General features: G+C 70.3%; 13 protein-coding genes. 5 read left to right on the plus strand and 8 right to left on the minus strand.

Annotated features, from left to right (window positions below; all coding sequences use genetic code 11):
- Positions 1–19 precede the first annotated feature (19 nt).
- Positions 20–796, plus strand: a complete 777-nt coding sequence (locus ACIN94_RS28735; RefSeq protein WP_400712587.1) for an alpha/beta fold hydrolase — start codon at positions 20–22, stop codon at positions 794–796.
- A 448-nt stretch (positions 797–1244) separates the two neighbouring features.
- Positions 1245–1412, plus strand: coding sequence for a hypothetical protein (locus tag ACIN94_RS28740; RefSeq protein WP_400712590.1), 168 nt, complete (start codon positions 1245–1247; stop codon positions 1410–1412).
- 24 nt (positions 1413–1436) lie between these two features.
- On the opposite strand, the gene ACIN94_RS28745 is transcribed toward ACIN94_RS28740, so the two are convergent.
- From ACIN94_RS28745 to ACIN94_RS28760, 4 genes are read right to left on the minus strand one after another with little or no spacing between them, the layout of a single operon-like run.
- Positions 1437–2438, minus strand: a complete 1002-nt coding sequence (locus tag ACIN94_RS28745) for a LacI family DNA-binding transcriptional regulator (RefSeq protein ID WP_400712593.1) — start codon at positions 2436–2438, stop codon at positions 1437–1439.
- Positions 2439–2491: 53 nt separating this feature from the next.
- Positions 2492–3376 carry a carbohydrate ABC transporter permease gene (locus ACIN94_RS28750; protein ID WP_400712596.1) on the minus strand — a complete coding sequence of 295 codons (885 nt, stop codon included), beginning with the start codon at positions 3374–3376 and terminating at the stop codon, positions 2492–2494.
- A complete protein-coding gene (locus ACIN94_RS28755; RefSeq protein WP_400712736.1) occupies positions 3373–4284 on the minus strand; it encodes a carbohydrate ABC transporter permease in 912 nt (303 codons plus the stop codon). Before ACIN94_RS28755 ends, ACIN94_RS28750 begins: the two co-directional genes overlap by 4 nt.
- Positions 4284–5597, minus strand: coding sequence for an ABC transporter substrate-binding protein (locus ACIN94_RS28760; protein WP_400712599.1), 1314 nt, complete (start codon positions 5595–5597; stop codon positions 4284–4286). The genes ACIN94_RS28755 and ACIN94_RS28760 overlap by 1 nt, the downstream gene beginning before the upstream one ends.
- 225 nt (positions 5598–5822) lie before the next feature.
- Here ACIN94_RS28760 and ACIN94_RS28765 point away from each other — a divergent pair, with 225 nt between their 5' ends.
- Positions 5823–7841 (plus strand): beta-galactosidase, encoded by a 2019-nt coding sequence (locus tag ACIN94_RS28765; protein ID WP_400712602.1) that lies wholly within the window; start codon positions 5823–5825, stop codon positions 7839–7841.
- Between the two features lie 91 nt (positions 7842–7932).
- On the opposite strand, the gene ACIN94_RS28770 is transcribed toward ACIN94_RS28765, so the two are convergent.
- A complete protein-coding gene (locus tag ACIN94_RS28770) occupies positions 7933–10344 on the minus strand; it encodes a M4 family metallopeptidase (RefSeq protein WP_400712605.1) in 2412 nt (803 codons plus the stop codon).
- Positions 10345–10741: 397 nt separating this feature from the next.
- On the opposite strand from ACIN94_RS28770, the gene ACIN94_RS28775 reads away from it, so the two are divergent.
- A complete protein-coding gene (locus ACIN94_RS28775; RefSeq protein ID WP_400712608.1) occupies positions 10742–11401 on the plus strand; it encodes a ThuA domain-containing protein in 660 nt (219 codons plus the stop codon).
- A gap of 44 nt (positions 11402–11445) precedes the next feature.
- Here the strand turns inward: ACIN94_RS28775 and ACIN94_RS28780 are convergent, their stop codons facing one another.
- The 3 genes from ACIN94_RS28780 to ACIN94_RS28790 all read right to left on the minus strand — a co-directional run bounded on the left by ACIN94_RS28780 (position 11446) and on the right by ACIN94_RS28790 (position 15689).
- Positions 11446–12810, minus strand: coding sequence for a pyridoxal phosphate-dependent decarboxylase family protein (locus ACIN94_RS28780; protein ID WP_400712611.1), 1365 nt, complete (start codon positions 12808–12810; stop codon positions 11446–11448).
- A 352-nt stretch (positions 12811–13162) separates the two neighbouring features.
- On the minus strand, positions 13163–14611 hold the full coding sequence (locus tag ACIN94_RS28785) for an N-acetylmuramoyl-L-alanine amidase (protein WP_400712614.1): 1449 nt from the start codon (positions 14609–14611) through the stop codon (positions 13163–13165).
- Positions 14612–14678: 67 nt separating this feature from the next.
- Positions 14679–15689 (minus strand): M23 family metallopeptidase, encoded by a 1011-nt coding sequence (locus ACIN94_RS28790; RefSeq protein ID WP_400712617.1) that lies wholly within the window; start codon positions 15687–15689, stop codon positions 14679–14681.
- Between the two features lie 207 nt (positions 15690–15896).
- Here ACIN94_RS28790 and ACIN94_RS28795 point away from each other — a divergent pair, with 207 nt between their 5' ends.
- Entirely contained in the window at positions 15897–18839 is a 2943-nt protein-coding gene (locus ACIN94_RS28795) for an AfsR/SARP family transcriptional regulator (protein ID WP_400712620.1), read from the plus strand.
- The last annotated feature ends 35 nt before the right edge of the window (positions 18840–18874 follow it).

The following is an 18874-nucleotide window of genomic DNA, read 5'->3' on the forward strand; positions in this document are numbered from 1 at the left end:
TCGAGAAGGGATCACGGTCATGAGCTACGCACCCGTCAACGGCCTGGACATGTACTACGAGGAGCACGGCACCGGCGCCGGCCGGCCGGTCGTCCTGGTCCACGGGGCGCTGTCCGGGATCGGCACGTCGTTCGGCACGATCCTGCCGTGCCTGGCGAAGACCCGCCGAGTGCTCGCGGTGGAACTGCAGGCGCACGGGCACACCGCGGACATCGACCGCAATCTGACCGTGGAGGACCTCGCCGCCGACGTGGTGGCGCTGCTCGACCACCTCGGTATCGAGCGGGCGGACGTGTTCGGCTGGAGTATGGGCGCGGCGGTCGGGCTGCGGCTCGGCACCGACCACGCCGACCGGGTCGGCCGGCTCGTCCTGGCGTCGGTGAGCTTCGACGAGGGCGGCCTGTACCCAGGCCTGCTGGACGGCATCCAGGACCTTCGGCCGGAGCACCTGCACGGCTCGGAGTTCCACGAGGAGTACGTGCGCACCGCCCCGGACCCGGCAGGTTTCGCCACCCTGGTGGCCAGGGTGAAACAGCTCGACGGCGACCTGCCGCAGTGGTCCGCCGACCGGATCCGGGCAGTCGCCGCGCCCGTGATGATCGTGCTGGGCGATTCGGACATCGTCCGGCCGGAGCACGCGGTGGAGATGTTCAAGCTGCTCGGCGGCGGGGTGCCGGGCGACCTGACCGGGCTGCCACAGTGCCAGCTGGCGATCCTGCCGGGCACCACGCACACCTCGATCCCGCAGCGGGCCGAGTGGCTGGCCCCGATGATCGACGAGTTCCTGGACGCCTAGTGCTGCGTTCCTTAATGGAGGTCGCGAACACGCGGTCAAAACCCGAGGTGGTGGGGGCGGTCTTCCCCGCCCTCGGCGTCCCGGGCCAGTGGGGATCTGTGCTTCCAATGAGGAACGTCGCATTAGTCGTCATGAAGTGGGGTGGCCACGGCGGCGGACGGGTGATCGCAGTCCGAGGTTTCCGGGATCGGGCGGAGAAAAGCTCCCCAGGCAGACCGCTTACCTCGCATTCAGGACATAATGTCGATCTCTGACAGGTGCCAGCCTGGACAGCGTCAAATCATTGGTTCTGGGCAGTCGGAACTCGCGAGGATAGATTGCTGCATCGCATGGACGGCCGATCGTCGATCAGTCCCGCCGTCACACCCGCCCCGACCCCCCCGGGCTGGAGCGTTCCGCCGCGGATGCCGCACGTCACCGTCCACACGTCACAGGAGGACACGCGCCCATGACCGACAACCCCGATGAGGTTGGCCCCGAGGGCGAGGAGCAGGAGCTACCGCGCCGCAGCGACGCGCCCCGGTGCCCGCACACGGAGCTCGACCGCCGCTGCGTTCTGCCGCCCGGTCACGAGCTGGAGCACGTCTACCCGTACCAGAAGCCCGCCGCCGGATGATCGGCGGCGGCTGTGGCGCGTGGTTCAGGCGGACTCGCGGACGATGAGGGTCGTCGGCAGTGTCACCGGCTCCACGCGGTCGGCGCCGTCGATCAGGTCGAGCAGCAGCCGGACCGTCTCCTCGGCGACCCGCTCCAGTGGCTGCCGGATGGTGGTGAGCGGAGGGTGGGTGGACAGCGCCACTGCCGAGTCGTCGAAGCCGCCGACCGCGACGGCGCCGGGCACCGTCCGCCCGGCCGCGCGCAGGGTGGCCAGTGCGCCGGCGGCCATCAGATCCGACGCCACGAAGACCGCGTCGAGGTCCGGGACGCGCTCCAGCAGGCGGGCCATCGCGTTCGCCCCGCCGAGCTGGGTGTAGTCGCCGTGCTCGATGAGCTTCCTGGAGGCCTTCCTGCCGAGCACGTCGGTGAAGCCCTCCAGCCGCCGCACGCCGCCCGGCGTGTCGAGCGGGCCGGTGATGGTGGCGATCCGCCTGCGGCCCTGCTCGACCAGGTAGCGCGTCATCTGCCTGGCCCCCTCGCGGTCGTCGGCGCCGGCGTAGGGGATCACGTTCTCCCTGCCGAGGATCGCGCCGCAGGCCACGGCGGCCACGGGGATGCCCTCCAGCGCGTCGACCAGGGGGTCGTCGGCATGCGTGGAGGCGAACAGCACCCCGTCGGCATGGCCACCGCGCAGATAGCGCACCACCCGTTCCCGGTCGCCCGCGTTCCCGGCGGTCATCATCACCAGTGACACGTCCCGTTCGGCGAGTCTGCGGGTGGCGGTCCGCAGCAGGACGCTGTAGTTGGGGTCCTCGAACAGCTTCTCCTGGGGTTCGGACAGGACCATCACCACCGAGCCGGTCCGCTGGGTGACCAGGCTGCGAGCCGTACGGTTGACCACGTATCCGGTCTCGGCGATGGCCCGTCTGACGGCGGCGTGCGCCGCGGGACTGACGTAGCGGTCGTCGTTGAGCACGCGGGACACCGTCCCCCTGGAGACCCCCGCCACGGCCGCGACGTCGTGAATGGTCGGACGCTTCGCCATGCTCGCACTGTCCTCTCGCTCCGCGGGCCGCCGACCGCCGGTCCGTCCCCTCGCTAGTTTTTCACGGCTCCGCTGGAGAGGTCGGTCCGCCAGTAGCGCTGCATCGTCAGGAAGAGCGCGACCAGGGGGACGATCGAGACCAGAGCGCCGGTGATGATCAGGTTGTACAGCGACGGCTGGTTGGCCCCGGCCGCGAGCAGCGTGTACAGGCCGACCGTGAGGGGGAACTTGCCGTCGTCGCCCAGCATGATGAACGGCAGCAGAAAATTGTTCCAGATCGCGACGAACTGGAACAGGAAGATGGTCACCAGCCCCGGCAGCATCAGCGGCAGCGCGACCCGGCGCAGCAACGTCCCATCTTCCGCGCCGTCGATCCTTCCGGCCTCCAGCAGGGAGTCGGGGATGGCGGCGTCGGCGTAGATGCGGGCCAGGTAGATGCTGTACGGGTGGAGGATCTGCGGAAGCAGGACCGCCCAGTAGGTGTCGGCCAGCCCGATCTTTGACATCAGGAGGTACTGCGGGATCGCCAGTACCACCGAGGGCACCAGGATGCCGCCGATGAGCAGGTTGAAGATCAGATTTCTGCCGCGGAAGCGATACTTGGCCAGGGTGTAGCCGGACACCGCGGCGACCGCCGTGGACAGCAGCGCACCGCCGCCCGCGTAGAGCAGCGTGTTCAGCAGCCAGAGCCAGAACACCCCGTCCCGGTAGGCGGCCAGCTCGGCGAGGTTCTCGAAGAGGCCGATGCCGACCGCGAGGGTGGAGGTGGAGAACAGCTCGCCTCGGGACTTGGTGGCGGCGATCAGCACCCAGCTCACGGGGAACAGGCAGTACAGCGCGCCGCCCAGCAGGATCGTGGTCGAGACGATCCCGGAAGGCCGGCGTCCGCGCCGCCCGGTGCGGTGGCCGGTCCGTGCGGCCGGGACGGAGGCGGTCATCGGCTCTCTCCGAAGGCGTGGTTCTTGACCACCCGCAGGAATCCGAACGACAGCACCAGGGAGACGGCCGCGATGACGATCGAGGTGGCCGCCGCCGAGTAGAGGTCGCCGGTGACGAACGCGTCCCGATACACCTTCATCAGCGGGCTCCAGGTCGAGCTGATCGTGTTGGTCAGCGGGCGGAGGGTGGTGGGCTCGGTGAACACCTGGACCGTCGCGATGATCGAGAAGACCGTGGTCAGGACGAGGGCGGGACGGAGGATCGGAATCTTGATCCACAGGGCGAGCCGCAGCTCGGTCGCGCCGTCCATCCTGGCGGCCTCGTAGTACTCGCGGGGGACCGCGCGCAGCGTGGTGTAGAGCACCAGCATGTTGAATCCCACCCCGCCCCACACGGCGATGTTGGCCATGGAGAACGTCACGGTGCCCGCGCCGAGCAGGTTCACCTCGGCGCCGAGGGCCGACAGGAGGTCGTTGACCGGACTCAGGCTCGGCACGTAGAGGAATCCCCACACCAGCGTGGCGGCCACGCCGGGCACCGCGTACGGCAGGAAGATGGCGATCCGGGAGAATCGTGCCAGCCGCACCCGCGCCGAGTCCAGCAGCAGTGCGAACAGCAGGGCCAGGCCGAGCATGACGCCCAGCACCAGTGCGCCGTACCCGAGGACGCGCAGCCACCCGGCCCACAGCTCGCCGTCGGCCAGCGCCGCGGCGTAGTTGTCCAGGCCGACGAAGATCTCCCGCCGGGCACCCTTGCCGAGACCGAGGCCCGAGACCTTCGTGCGGAGCAGCGACAGGTAGATCGTGTATCCGATGGGCAGGGCCGTGAACAGCGCGAACAGCAGCAGGGCCGGTGCGAGGAAGAGGTACGGGACGCCGCTGCGGGCGTCCCTGGAAGGGGTGCGCATCACGGGATCAGCGTGAATCCGGACTTCCGCATGTCGGCCACCGTGGTGTCATGCATGGACTGGACCGCCGCGGAGAACGGTGTCCCGTTCTGCAGCGCCTTGTCGAAGGCGTCCTTGAACGCGTTGTAGGTCACGCTCACGTTGGGGCCGAAGGCGAAGCCGCGGGCACCGGCCGCGATGGCCGAGGCCTGCTGCCAGAAGTCGGGCTGGCCGGCGAAGTACTCGGGGGCGGTGGTGAGCTGGGCCTGGCCCTTGATGGACGCCGGATAGACGAAAGCCTCCTTGATCAGCAGATCGAGGGCCTGTGGATCGGTGTTCAGCCAGGTGGAGAACTGCGTCGCGGCGGCCTTGTGCTTGGAGCCGGCCGCGATCGCGGTGGACGAGCCACCCCAGAAGCCGCTGTAGTTCTCCCCCTCGTTCCACTGCGGCAGCGGGGCGATGGCCCATCTGCCCTTGGCCTTGGGCGAGTTGCTCGACAGCACGCCGGGGGCCCAGATGGCGGATGGCCAGGTCAGCAGCTTGCCGTCGTTGAGGGCCTTGTTCCACTCGGGAGTGAAGTACGGCTGGTCGTCGATGACGCCCTCCTTGACCAGCCCGCCCCAGTAGTCGGCGACCTTCTTGGTCGCGTCGTCGGCGATGCCGACCTTCCACGCCTCGCCGTCGATGGACCACCACTGGGCGCCGGCCTGCTGGGCGAGGCCGGTGAAGGAGCCGGGGTCCTTGCTGGAGAAGGTGCCGAGATGGACCTTGGGATCCTTCTCGTGCACCGTCCGGGCGGCCTTGGCGTAGTCGTCCCAGGTCCTGGGGACCTCGATGCCGTACTTCTTGAACAGGTCGGTCCGGTAGTAGAGCATCATCGGGCCGCTGTCCTGCGGGATGCCGTAGACGGCGTCGGTGCCGAGGGTGACGAGTGTCCAGACGCCCTCGCCGAACTCGCCCTTGATGGAGGCGGTCTCGGCCGAGATGTCGGCCACGGCGTCGGCGGCGATGAAGGACGGCAGGTGCTGGTACTCGGCCTGCACCACGTCCGGCGGGTTTCCGGCCTTGGCGGCGGTCAGGAACTTGGCCGCGGCGTCGTCGCCGCCGGCCTGTTTGCTGACGGTGACCTGGATGTCCGGGTGCGCTTGGTTCCACACGGCGGCGATCTTGTCCATGCCGGGAGCCCAGGTCCAGAAGGTGAGCTTGACCTGTTCCGCAGGGGCCGCGCTCTGCGCGGCCGGGGCGGCCGGCGCCGGGGAACCGCCGGAGCATCCGGCGGCCAGGGTGGCGGCGAGGACTGTGGCCGCTGCCACTGCGAGCCGGTTTGTGCGCATACGTTCCTCCGTGCGGGGGGTGGGAGAGAGTATCCGGGTCTGGCGCTGTGCATTTCTGGATTTCTGGGAACGTTCACAGACTGAAATCCCGCCCACCTTGCTGTCAATGCCCGTTACTTTCTCGTTAGCGGCGGCCTTGAGCTGCTGCTCAAATGGCGGCTTCTTCCCACGGAGGCGGCGTTGGATTACTGTGCACGTTCACAGAGACAATTCGAGGGGGAGCTGTTGCCTGGATATCCCGTCCTGCCCGAGGGCATCGCGTACGGCGGGGACTACAACCCCGAGCAGTGGCCGGAGGAGGTCTGGCACGACGACGTCCGGCTCATGCGTGAAGCGGGTGTGAACCTGGTCAGCCTCGGTATCTTCAACTGGTCCCTGCTCGAACCCGCCGAGGGCGTGTACGACTTCGGCGGGCTGGACCGCGTCCTGGACCTGCTGCACGCCTCGGGCATCAGGGCCGACCTGGCGACTCCGACCTCCTCGCCGCCGGTGTGGTTCAGGAGGCGCCACCCCGGCAGCCGCCTTGTCGACCGGGAGGGGCATGTGATCGCGGGCGGCTCCCGGCACAGCTTCTGCCCCAGCTCCCCCGAGTACGCCGCGGCCTCCGCGCGGATCGCCGAGCGGCTGGCCGCCCGGTACGCCGGGCATCCGGCGGTCGCCATGTGGCACGTGCACAACGAGTACGGCTGGGCCAACCCGCACTGCTACTGCGAGACCTCGGCCGGGGCGTTCCGCGACTGGCTGAGGGAGCGCCACGGTGACGTGGCCGCTCTGAACGCGGCGTGGGGGACGATCTTCTGGGGGTTGACGTACGGCTCCTTCGACGAGGTGGAGCCTCCCCGGATCGCACCCGCCGGTCAGCTCACGGGCCTCCAGCTCGACTTCATGCGGTTCTCGGTCGACGCCCACCTCGCCAACTTCCGCCGCGAGCGTGACGTCATCCGCCGCTTCAGCGACCTGCCGGTCACCACCAACTTCATGATCCCCAACTGCAAGCCGATGGACTACTGGCGGTGGGCGGGCGAGGTGGACGTCGTCTCCAACGACCACTACCTCGACGCCGGACGGGCCGACAGTCACATCGAACTGGCGATGGCGGCCGATCTCACCCGCTCGGTGGCGGGCGGCGCGCCGTGGATGCTCATGGAGCATTCGACCGGCGCCGTCAACTGGCAGCCGCGCAACCTCGCCAAGCGGCCGGGGGAGATGCGGCGCAACAGCCTCGCCCACGTCGCCCGGGGGTCGGACTCGGTGCTGTTCTTCCAGTGGCGCGCCTCCCGCTACGGTGCCGAGAAGTTCCACTCGGCGATGCTGCCGCACGCGGGGACCGACTCCGATCTCTGGCGCGACGTGGTGGACCTCGGCGCGGACCTCGGCAGGCTGGCGGGAGTCCGGGGTTCCCGCGTCGAGGCCGAGGTCGCCCTCGTCTGGGACTGGGAGTCCTACTGGGCGCTGGAGCTGGAGTGGCGGCCGTCGGTGGACCTGAGATTCCGCGAGCGGATGGAAGCCTTCTACGAGGCGCTCTGGCGGGAGCACGTCACCGTCGACTTCGTCCATCCCTCAGCCGACATCTCGCGGTACAGGCTGGTCGTTGTGCCGAGCTCCTACCTGCTCACCGAGGAGTCGGCCAAGAACCTGCACCGGTACGTCGAGACCGGGGGTCACCTGGTCGTCTCCTACTTCTCCGGCATCGTCGACGCCGACGACACCATCCACCCCGGCCCCTATCCGGGAGTGCTGCGTGAGGTGCTGGGCCTGTCGGTGGAGGAGTTCCACCCGCTGCGCGAGAACGAGAGCGTCCCGCTGGACGGCGAGGGCCTGACCGGCCGGATCTGGTCGGAACGCGTCCGCCTCGCGGGCGCGCGCGCCGTACGGAACTTCGCCGGGGGCCCCGACGCGGCCCATCCCGCCGTGACCTGCCACGGCCTGGGCGCGGGCACGGCGTGGTATGTGGCGACGGCCCTGGACCCGGACCGTGACACGGACGCGGATGCCGGCCGCGGCCTGCGCGGGATCCTTGGCCCGGTCCTGGACCGGGCGGGCGTGTCCCGCCCCCGCGACCTGCCCGACACCCTCGAACTGGTACGGCGCGGCGACTACGTCTTCCTCATCAACCACGGCGATCAACCGGTCACGGTCCCCGGCATGAGCGGAACCGGGGTGTTCGACGGCGCCGAGTACGCCGGGTCGGCGACCGTCCCGCCCGGCGGCGTCACGGTCGTCAGGTCCGCCGGGCGCGCGTAGCCCTCCGCGACACCGCGCCCTGTCGAGGGCCCACGTGGGGAGGGCGGCTCCGGCTCACCGGGTGAGCCGGAGCCGCCCTCGGGACGGGGGGTCAGGACTTGGTGATCTTCACGTCGTCGACCCCGGCCTCGATGAGGCTCGCTGTCGAGGCGTCGGCGGCCTCGATCAGCAGGCGGATGGTCTGCCCGGCGTAGGAGGACAGGTTGACCGTCGCGGTCTGCCAGGCTCCGGCTCGGTTGGAGGCGGCGCCGAGCTGCTGGAACACCACGGTGCTCGTCGTGCCGGACACCACGCGGACCCGGAAGTAGTCGCTGCTGCTGGCGTTGTTCAGATGGGCGAGATACCAGGAGAACGTCAGCGTCAGCGTGCCGGAGGGAAGCGCGATCTCAGGTGAGCGGATGCTCGTCACGCCGTCGTCGACGTCGTAGTCGCCCGCGGCGGCGCCCGCCAGGCGGCCGGTGACCAGGTCGTTGGTCCCGCTGACGGTGGTGCCGAGCTGGAGGGGGACCCCCGAGGAACTGGTCGCCTGGGGGACGCCTCGCTCCCAGAATCCAGAGGTGGCGGTGTCGGTGCCGCTCGGGTTCGTGGTCCAGCCGAGGTTGGTCTCGAAGGTGTCGCTGAAGACGACGTTGCTCGCGGAGCCGACCGTGAGCGTGAACGTGGCCGTCCTGCCGACGCTGGTGCCGGTGCCGGTGACGATCACGCTGTACGAGCCGGACGCGGTGTTCGCCGGGACTGAGATCGTCATGGTGGAGGAGGCGCCGGAGGTCACCGAGGCCGGGCTGAAGGAGGCGGTCGCGCCCGAGGGCAGGCCGGATGCCGAGAACGTCACGCTCTGCGCGCTGCCCGAGGTGGTCTGCGTGGCGACGGTGGCGGTCGCCTGCTGGCCGGGCTGCACGCTCGCCGATGCGGGGTTGAGCGTCAGTGAGAAGTCGTTGCCCGCCGTGCACGTGGTGGGCTCGCCCGACGCCGCCGGGACGTTGACCGCGTTCCAGGCGGCCTTGGTCGTGTTGAATTCGGCGCAGGAGCCGGGGAACAGCTGGATCGCCGCCTCCAGCGAGGCCTTGCGGACGAGCTGGTGGGTCCAGGTCGAGGTCTTGCGCTGCAGCGCGCCCATGAAGATCTGTCCGGCCTTCTGGATGCCGACCCCGGTGAGGGTGGAGCTGTCGCAGGTCGGGCTGACCGGCTGGCCGTCGGTCGGGTTCGTGCCCTCGGCCAGCAGGTAGAACCAGTGGTTCTGGACGCCGGCCCCCGCGTGCACCTCCAGGTTCGGTACCGAGGAGGAGTAGCAGTCGGGGTGGCCCGAGATCAGCGACGGCTTGTGCATGTAGCGGATCGGTCCCTTGCCGACGAGGTTGACCCCCTCGCCCACGCTGAAGTCCGGAGAGTCGTACTGGGCCGGCTCGTTGGCGTAGAACTCGGTCAGCGCGCCGAAGATGTCACCGGTGGACTCGTTGAGCCCGCCCTTCTCGTTGCTGCCGGTCGAGCCGCCGGGCGTGTTCTGGAAGATGGCATGGCCGAACTCGTGGGCCACCACGTCGATCGGGGTCGCCTGGCGCAGGTTGTCCTGCGAGTGGCCGAAGTTGGTGTAGCTGCCGTTCCAGTAGGCGTTGACGTCGGCAAGGCCGACCCGGGCGGGGAAGCCGCCGCCGGTGCCGTTGATGCCGTTGCGGCCGAGCCACGCGCTCAGCATGTCCCATTCCTTGCCCACCGCGTGGAGCACGTCGACGCAGGCGGTCTCCAGGTTGGTGCCCGTGCCGTTGCCCCAGGAGTCGGTCGCCTTGGTGTAGGCGGTGCCGCCCTGGCCGCCGCAGCGGATGCCCGGCCGGCCCGGGTCCGTCATGGAGTAGGTCGAGCCGGACAGGGTGGTGCCGATGGTGACCGGGCCGTGGTAGTAGCTGGAGCCCTGGCCCTCCTTGACCTCGTCGGACTTCTCGGCGATCTCGCCGGTCTGGGCGTCGACGAAGACGTGGAGCTTGCTCTCGTGCCCGTTGTCCGTGCCGCTCACGACGACCTCGTAGGCGAGCTGCCCGGAGCCTTCGGCCATCACCGACAGCTTCGGTTCGGACACCTCGGCGACATCGGTGATCTCGGCCTTGGCGATCTCCGCGGCCCGTTGCGCCTCGATCTTCGGGGTGGTGGCGACGCTCAGGGGTTCGGTCTGGGCGATCGACGTGCTCAGCACGCCGCCGCTGGCATTGGTGACGACGACGAAGTCGCCGCCGTAGACCGGCAGACCGGCGTAGGTGCGGGCGTAGGAGACGTAGTTGAGTCCCCCCTTGCCTGCGACGGAGCCGTGGCGCAGGAAACGATCCTTGGCCGAAGCTCGGAGGGGGGCCGGTCTGGCTTCGACGAGGCGGTCCGCGGACTGCGCGGGGGAGTCGGGGGGTGCCGTCGGCGGGGCGAGGACGGTCAGTCCTGCGGCTCCCGCCGATGCGGTGGACAGTGCCACGACCATGCTTGTCACCGTGGTCACTAGCGCAAACGCGACAGAGCGTTTCACGCGGTGCTCCTTCTGCTGAGCGACGGCCATGAGTTCTTCGGGGGGGTGATCATGGTCCGTCGAATTGCCTGGATGCGAGCCTCGTCAGCACGTTCACGCACGCCGCGCGCAGGCGATGGTGAAGGGGCTGGGCGGAGAGACTCGCCGGTAATGGTGGGGCTGAGAGGAATTTGACGCCTTCCAGGCGAAGCCGTCAATATATTGGTCAAATGTGAAATTCACAGTTTGCGGTGAATTACGGGATTTATCGCACAATGCCTGTTCAGTGCGGCGGTGGCCTCCGGGCCTGGTTGACGAACCCGATCCGGGGCGCTGGGATGGCTGCGGCCAGACCAACCAGAACGGACCCCCCTCTCAGCAGAGCGGTGCCCGGTCCGCGACCAGCCGGGGAGTAGGCATGACCAGACACGCGCTCATCGTCCGGGGAGGCTGGGAGGGACACGTCCCCGCCGAGGCGACGGACCTGTTCATCCCCGGGCTCGCCGACGCGGGATTCGACGTCACCGTCGCCCGCGACCTCGACGTCTACACCGACGCGGACCTGCTGGCCGCGACCGACCTCGTCGTGCAGTGCTGGACGGGTGGCACGCTCACCGAGCGGCAGTGTGCCGGACTGGTGTCCGCCGTCGAGGCGGGCACCGGATTCGCGGGATGGCACGGGGGAGTGGTCTCCGCCTTCAACAACCGCGACTACCACCGGATGGTCGGCGGCCTGTTCCTGTGTCACCCCGACGATTTCGTCGAATACGACGTGGTGATCGACCCGGCCCGGGCCGGCCACCCGATCGTCGCCGGCCTGGACGGCTTCACCGTCCGCACCGAGCAGTACTGGATGCTCACCGACTCTCTCAACGACACCCTGGCCACCACCACCTTCGCCCCGGGCGGCGGCCGCCCGCACGCCGTGCCCGTCCCCATGCCCGTCGTGTGGACCCGCCGCTGGGGCGCGGGCAGGGTCTTCTTCTCCGCGCTCGGCCACAACCTCGCCGATCTGACCCATCCCACCGTGCACACCCTGACCCTGCGCGGCCTGCTCTGGGCGAGCCGCGCAGGGTGAGGGTGAGCGTGGAGGCGCGGGGCAGGCGGGGCCGTACGGACGCCTTACCTGGCCGCGGCGGCGAGCCTCTCCACCTCGGCGTGCAGGTTCTCCACCCAGGCCTCGCTCTCCGGCTTCATCAGGACGCTGCGCAGGATCCGCCCGGTCGGGACGTCGGCCTCGATGTCGTGTCCCCGGGCGGTGAGCGCCGGTGCGCTGACACCGTAGGTGGCCAGGAACACCGCCTGCGACGGAGCGGCGGACATGCCGGCCTCCATGATCCGGGCGGTCAGCGCGTCGACCTCGGACAGCCGCCGGGCGCGGGGAAGGTACGAGATGATGTCCAGCTCGGGGGACTGGTAGGGCTGGAGCACCTCGGAGCCGGCCAGCAGTTCGGCCCAGCGCAGAGCGGCCCGGCGGCCCGGCCGGAGGACCGCGCCGAGCCCGTCGGGCTTGAGCGGCAACATGCGGAAGGTAAGCCAGAGAGCTGCCGCGGAGGCCCCGGCCCGGGAACACTCCAACGAGATCTCTCCGAGGTGTAGCTGATCGGAGGTGAAGTAGGTGTAGGGCGAGTCGTGCTTGTAGAAGCGCCCGACCGCAGGGTCCTTGAACAGGACAGCGCCGCACCCGTAGGGCTGCAGACCGTGTTTGTGCGGGTCGATGACGACCGAGTCGCAGGAGGCGATGGCCCGGAACGGCGCGGCGGCGACACCGTCGGCGGAGTCGTCGGCGACCAGGGCGAAGAACCCGCCATAGGCGGCGTCCACGTGGATACGCACGCCATGGCGCTCGCGGAGCTCAAGGGCCTGATCGATGGGGTCGAGGGCTCCCAGCCCCGTGGTGCCCGCGGTCATCACCACGGTGCCCACGCGCCCGGTGCGCAGCAGAACCTCCAGGGCGTCGAGGTCCATCCTCCCCGCGCTGTCGGTGGATACAGGGAAGGAGGGCATCCCGAGCAGGTGGCACATCCGGCCGTGGGTGTAATGGGCGTCCTCGCTGTAGGCGACGCCCTGGCCGGGGTGCGTCTCGCGGGCGACGAACAGAGCCTCGAGATTGGCTATGGTGCCGCTGGTCGTCAGGTGTCCCAGGTGCTCGGTATACCCGAACATCGACGCCAGGTCGGCGACCACCTCGCGTTCCATCCGCGCGGTGGCCGGGCCCCCGTCGAGGGCGTGGTTGTTGGGGTTGACCAGCATGGCCGTCAGGTATCCGACGACGGCGGCGGGGTGCGGGGGCTTGAGCATCTGAGCCGCGTAGCGCGGGTGGAAGAAGGGATAGTTGTCGCGCAGCCGGTCGGCCAGCTCCGCGAACGCCTCCGCGAAGTCCTCGTCGGTTACGGCCAGCGCGGGGTGTTGTTCGAAGGCGCCGAACTCGTGCTGCCACTTGCCGATCTCGTCGGCCGCCGTGCCCAGCCAGTGATGAAGATCCATGTGCTGCTCTCTTCGGGGTGGAGACAGGGCGCCGTCCCGGACGTGGGGAGCCGGACAGGCGCGCGGGCGTGGGCGGATGCCGTTGGCGGGGTGAGCCCTGAGCCGAGCCTCAGGAGTCACGTGAGGGATTCCGCCGGAAACTCATTTGACCCCAAACAACATAGGCTCATGGCCGATCCCCGGTCAAGGATTCCTCCCCCGGCCCTGGGCGAGGGCGTAGGGCCGGCCGCGCCTCCCGCCATGCCCCAGGCCCAGGTCGATGGGGCCGACCTGAGCCTGGGGGATGTGCGGCTCCGGGCTGTTCACGCGGCGGCGGCCCCGGTTCTCACCGTCGCGCTCCGCGGAACACGCTCTAGCTGCCGCAGTGTCCGAAGGGGCTGTCGTAGCTGGAGGAGCCGGCCTTGCCGCCCCACTTGACGCACTTGCCGGCCCCGGCGGCGCGCACCGGGCCGGCGTAGTAGGCGAAGTTACCGGAGTCGGTGATGCGACTCTGTCCCTGAACTTCCAGGTAGGCGGTGGTGGCCGTCGCCGTGCCGATGGAGGAGCGCTTGATGGTGGCCACGCAGTTGTAGCCGTTGGAGCTGTTGTAGAGCAGGTAGACGGTGCCGGCCGTGCCCAGGGCCGCGGAGTCGATCACGTTGTAGCCGCTGCCGCAGACCGACTGCGGGGTGTGCGGGTTGCCGTCGCCGCCACCGTCGCCGCTGCCGGTGACCAGCTGCATGTACCTGGCCCAGTCCCAGTACCGGCCGGGGTCGGTGTGGTCGGCGCCCGGGACTTCGACGTGCCCGACGATGTGGGTGCGGTCCTTGGGGATGCCGTACCGGTCGGCGATGTTGCGGGTCAGCGCGGCCGAGGCGCGGTACATCGCGTCGGTGAACCAGGAGGCGTTGTCGACGTAGCCCTCGTGCTCGATACCGACCGACCTGCTGTTGTAGTTCCCGGCGTGCCAGGCCCGGTCCTTCTCGCGGACCATCTGGGTGATGTCGCCGTCGGAGGAACGGACGACGTAGTGCGCCGAGACCTGGGCGGCGGGGTTCTGGAACCAGGAGATCGTGCCGGCGTAGGACCCCTGGGTCACGTGGATGACGATGCGGTCGATCGCGTCGCCGGCCGGGCGGTTGGAAACGGCGTAGTTGGACGGGCTGGCCGGCACCCACTTGGCTCCGGGGTAGTCCACGGCCGCCGCCGCCAGGCGGGGTGAGTTCAGGTCGGGGGCCTGGGCGTAGGGGCCGCGGTCGGGCTGCACGGCCTGCGGCGCGACGGTCACGGTGCCGCTCGGCGTAGCCGCGGCGACACCCTGGGCGAGCAGCTCGTAGACGGTGTCGGCGTACAGCCGGGCCACCTCGGGGGAGGAGGCGTTGCCGTACCTGGCCACCGCCCGGTACCACTTCCCGGCGTCCTTGCGGGCGGCCGCGTCCAGCCCGGCCTCGTCGGCGTAGGCGCGCAGCACCGCGGCACCACCGCGGATGTTGGCCGCGTCGTCGGCCTGCAGCGCCGGGACCGGCTGTCCGGTCAGCGTGGCCGCGCGCTCCAGGGTGTGGACGGTCGGGTTGCTGACGAGGTGCATCACCCCATAGCCGCCGCTCGCGCTCGGCGCGCCGGCGTGGCCGTCGAGATGCGTCTCGGCGTAGCCGAGGGCGACGAGCAGGTCGCGGGGCACCTCGTAGGTCGCGGCCGCGCGGGTGAAGGCATCGGCCAGAGGGTCCGTGGGAGCGGCGCTCGCGGGTTGCCCCACCAGGCACACGAGGGGGATGAGTGAGCCGGCCAGCAGCGCGGCTGAACGGCGGAGTCGGGCCTTCACGGGTTCTCCTCAAGATGTGGGGGGTCATGGAAGGGCCGCCTCCCTTGCCGGAGGCGGCCCTTCTCCGTCAGCTGCCGCAGTGTCCGAAGGGGCTGTCGTAGCTGGAGGAGCCGGCCTTGCCGCCCCACTTGACGCACTTGTTGGCCCCGGCGGCGCGTACCGGTCCCGCGTAGTAGGCGAAGTTGCCGGAGTCGGTGATGCGGCTGCTGCCCTGCACCTCCAGGTAGGCGGTGGTGGCGGTGGCCGTGCCGATGGAGGAGCGCTTCATGGTGGCCACGCAGTTGTAGCCGTTGGAGCTGTTGTAGAGCAGGTAGACGGTGCCGGCCGTGCCCAGGGCCGCGCTGTCGATCACGTTGTAGCCGCTGCCGCAGACCTCCTGCGGGGTGTACGGGTTGCTGGTGCCGCCGCAGTTGGCCGAGGTCACCGTCTGGGCCGGGTAGCCGAACGTGACCCCGTTGAAGACGGCTTTCTGGATGTTGGACGGGTAGCTGTCGCCGAGCCGTACCTCATAGTGCAGGTGGGCCGAGATGTTGTTGCCCGGCTTGCTGGTCTTGCCGACCGTGCCGATCTTCTGGCCCTGGGAGACCTGGGCGCCCACGCTCACCGAACGCTCGTTCAGGTGCGCGTAGTAGGTGGCCCAGCCTCCGCCGTGGTCGATCTTGACCAGGTTCCCGAAGCCGTTGGTCGACCCCTGGTGGGCCGAGATGACCACCTTGCCCGCCGCGGCGGCGATGACGGTGTCTCCCAGGTCGGCGTCCGCGGTGCTGCCCCGGTTGAAGTCGATCTCCCACGAAAGGTGTGCGCTGCTCGCGCTGGAGTTCCCCGACCATTTCTGGCCGCAGGGGAAGGGCAGCTGGAAGTTTGTCGCCAGGATCGTCGGCTGGTCGTCGGACAGGCTGTTCATCGAGTCCGTCGCCTGGTCGGTCACCGGGTCCCCGTCCGCGACGGTCACCGGGTCCCCGGCCGCCACGGTCATCGGGATCGCCGCCGCGATGGCGCCCGGCGCCATCGCGACCGCGCCGCCCGCGAGGCCGAGCACCAGGGCGAACCCCGCCGTGAGCACTCCTCTGATTCTCATGCGGATCCTTTCCCGCAGGTCCGGTGGGCGAAGCCCTGACCGGCACCGTGCACTGTCTGTTGGATCTCTCCGAAAAGTTCTTGCCGGAGTCAAGAATCTGGACTCGCCGCACAGAAATCATCCAAAATCGGTATAACGGCCTGTCTGGCCTGTATGGCACAACCCGACGAATGGTTGCAGTGCCTCCTCAGAGGAGTAAGTGCGGTCATGGTGGTTGATCAGCCCACATTCAGCGTGCTCGGCGCTTTGGACGTCCGGATCTCGGGACGTCCTCTCCCCATCGCGGGCACGAAACCCCGAGTGCTCCTGGCGTCGCTGTTGCTCGACGCGAACCACGTGGTCGGCGCGGATCTCCTCGTTGAGGTGGTGTGGCCCCGGAACCGGCCGCGCTCCGCCCACGCGAACCTCCGCACCTACGTGAGCTCGCTACGTGGTGTGCTCGACACGGCCGGCGCGCGGATCCGGGCCCGCCCGCCCGGCTACGTGATCGAGCTGCCGGCCGAGCAACTCGACGCGCTGCTCTTCGAGGACCTGATCGCCAGGGCGCGGGCGGCGGGCCGTACGGAGGAGGCGTTCGACCTGCTCTGCCGGGCGCTGGCGCTGTGGCGCGGCACCCCACTGGCCGACCTGCCGGGAAGCCCGCTCTGGGACGGCCGGCTGCGGTCGTTGGCGGAGGTACGGCTCGCCGCCGCCGAGGAACTGATCGCTCTGAAGATGGCCCGGGGCCGCTACACCGACGCGATCGGCGAGCTGCGCGGGCTGCTGAGGGAGCACCCCTTCCGCGAGGACCTCTGGCAGCAGCTCATGCTCGCCCTGCACGGGAGCGGCCGGCAGGCCGAGGCGCTGCGCGCCTATGCCACGGTCAGGCGGCAGCTCGTCACCGAGCTCGGGATCGAACCCGGCGCGGACCTGCGCCGGGTGCACGCTGCGGTCCTGGCGGGGGAGCCCCCGCTCACCGCGGCCGTGCCCCACCATCTCCCGCCCGTCACCGCGCCCCTCTCCACACCCGTCTCCGCGTCCGGTTCCGCGCCCCGCCAGCTCCCTTCGGACATACCGGACTTCACCGGCCGGGCCCAGGACGTCGCCGTCCTCACCCGGGCACTGTCGCCCGCGGAGCGACCGCCGGGCGGGCCGCCTTCGATCGTCGTGGTGGTGGGGGCACCGGGCGTGGGCAAGTCGGCGCTGGCCGTGCACTGCGCGCACGCCGTACGGGCCGACTATCCGGGCGGGCAGCTCTACCTGGATCTCGGCGGGACCGAGCACGTGCCGGCCGACCCGGGTGAGCTGCTGGCCGAGGCGTTACGGGCCCTGGGGGTCGACGCGGCCGGCCTGCCGGGCACCGTACGCGGACGCTCCGCGCTGTACCGGTCCCTGCTGGCCGAGCGCCCGATGCTCGTCTTGCTCGACGACGCCGCCGGCGCCGCACAGGTCCGGCCGTTGCTGCCCGGTAACGGCTGCGCGGTACTCGTGACGGGCCGGCGGCGGATCACGGAACTGCCCGGGGCACTCCAGCTGGAGCTGGACGTTCTGCCGCCCGCGGAGGCCGAGGAGCTCCTGGGCAGGATCGTGGGCCCGGCACGGGTGGAAGGGGAGCGGGAGGCCGCTTCGGCGATCCTGCGCGCCTGCGGGTATCTGCCGCTGGCGGTGAGGATCGCCGGGGCGCGGCTGGCAGGACGGACGGGGTGGTCGCTGGGGGTGCTACGGCAGAGGCTGGACGACGAGTCGAACCGGCTCGGCGAGCTGCGGGCAGGCGATCTGGACGTGCGGGGCAGCGTCGACCGGAGCTACCGGCTGCTGCCCGACGACGCGGCCCTGGCCTTCCGGACGTTCGGCCTCCTGGGCCCGCAGTCCCTGCCCGGCTGGGTGGTCGACGCCGCGCTGGACCGGCACCGGGCCGACGACGTGACGGACGCTCTGGTCGACGTGAACCTGCTCCAGCAGGCGGGGACCGACCCGATCGGCCAGCCGCGCTACCGGCTGCACGACCTGCTCCGCTGCAACGCCAGGGAGAAGGCCGGCGTCCCGGAGCGACACGCTCTCACCAGAGTTCTCGGAGCGTGGATGGCCGTCACCGAGAACGCCACCGCGCGGCTGCCGACCACGCTCTTCAGCCTGACCTCGGCCGGGGCCGCCCGCTGGAACCTGACCGAGGACACCCTCGGCCGTCTCACCGCCGACCCGCTGTCGTGGTTCGACGCCGAGCAGGACGCGCTCGTGGGGGCGGTGCGTCTCGCCGCCGACGCCGGGCTGGCCGAATCCGCCTGGGGACTCGCCGCGGCTCTCGTCCCCTACTTCGACCTGCGGTGCCACTTCGACGAGTGGCGCTCCACCCACCGCATCGCGCTGGACGCCGCGCGCCTGGCGGAGGACCGCCAGGGCGAGGCGGCCATGCTCCGCGGCCTGGCCCAGGTGGGCCTCTACCAGGACCGCTACGCCGAGGCGGGGGAGATGTTCCGGCGATCCCGCGTGATCTTCCGCGAGCTGGGCGACATGCGCGGAGAGGCGGCCTCGATCTGCGGGCTGGGAGCGGTGAACCACTTCTGCGGCGGGCACCTCAAGGCGCTCGGCTACTTCCGGCAGGCACTGACGATGTTCCTCGCCATGGACGACCGGAGCGGTGAGGCCTACGCGCGGCAGGCGATCGGGCGGGTCTTCCTGGATCTGCGCGATCTGGACCGGGCCTCGACGTGGCTGGGCAGGGCGCTGCGGCTGGCGAGGGAGCTCGGCGACTCCCACCGCGAGGGGTGCGTGTCGATGCAGTTCGGGCGGCTGCACGGTCTGGTGGCAGACGCCGACCAGGCGATGCGCTTCCAGGGACACGCGCTGGACATCTTCGAAAGGCTCGGCGACCGCCACTGCTGGGCCTACGCCATGCAGAGTCTGGGCGGGCTCCAGATGGGCCGCGGCGACCGGTCGCACGCCTCCGTCCAGCTGGAGCGGTCTCTGGTGATCTTCCAGCAGCTCGGCGACCGTCGCGGGGAGGCCGCCGCCGTCCAGACACTCGGCGAGCTGCACCGGTCGGCGGGCCGTACCAGTCTGGCCCAGGACTACCTGCACCACGCCCTCGCGCTCCGGCGCGAGCTGCGCGGAGGCGCGGGCCTCATCGGCAGATCCCCGAGCGGCCTCCTGTCGCCGGCGCCCGGTGCCTGAGGCGGGCTTCCCCGCGGGCATCCCGGCCGCCGGCA

The sequence above is a fragment of the Streptosporangium sp. NPDC087985 genome (genome assembly GCF_044741965.1).
Classification (GTDB): Bacteria; Actinomycetota; Actinomycetes; order Streptosporangiales; family Streptosporangiaceae; genus Streptosporangium.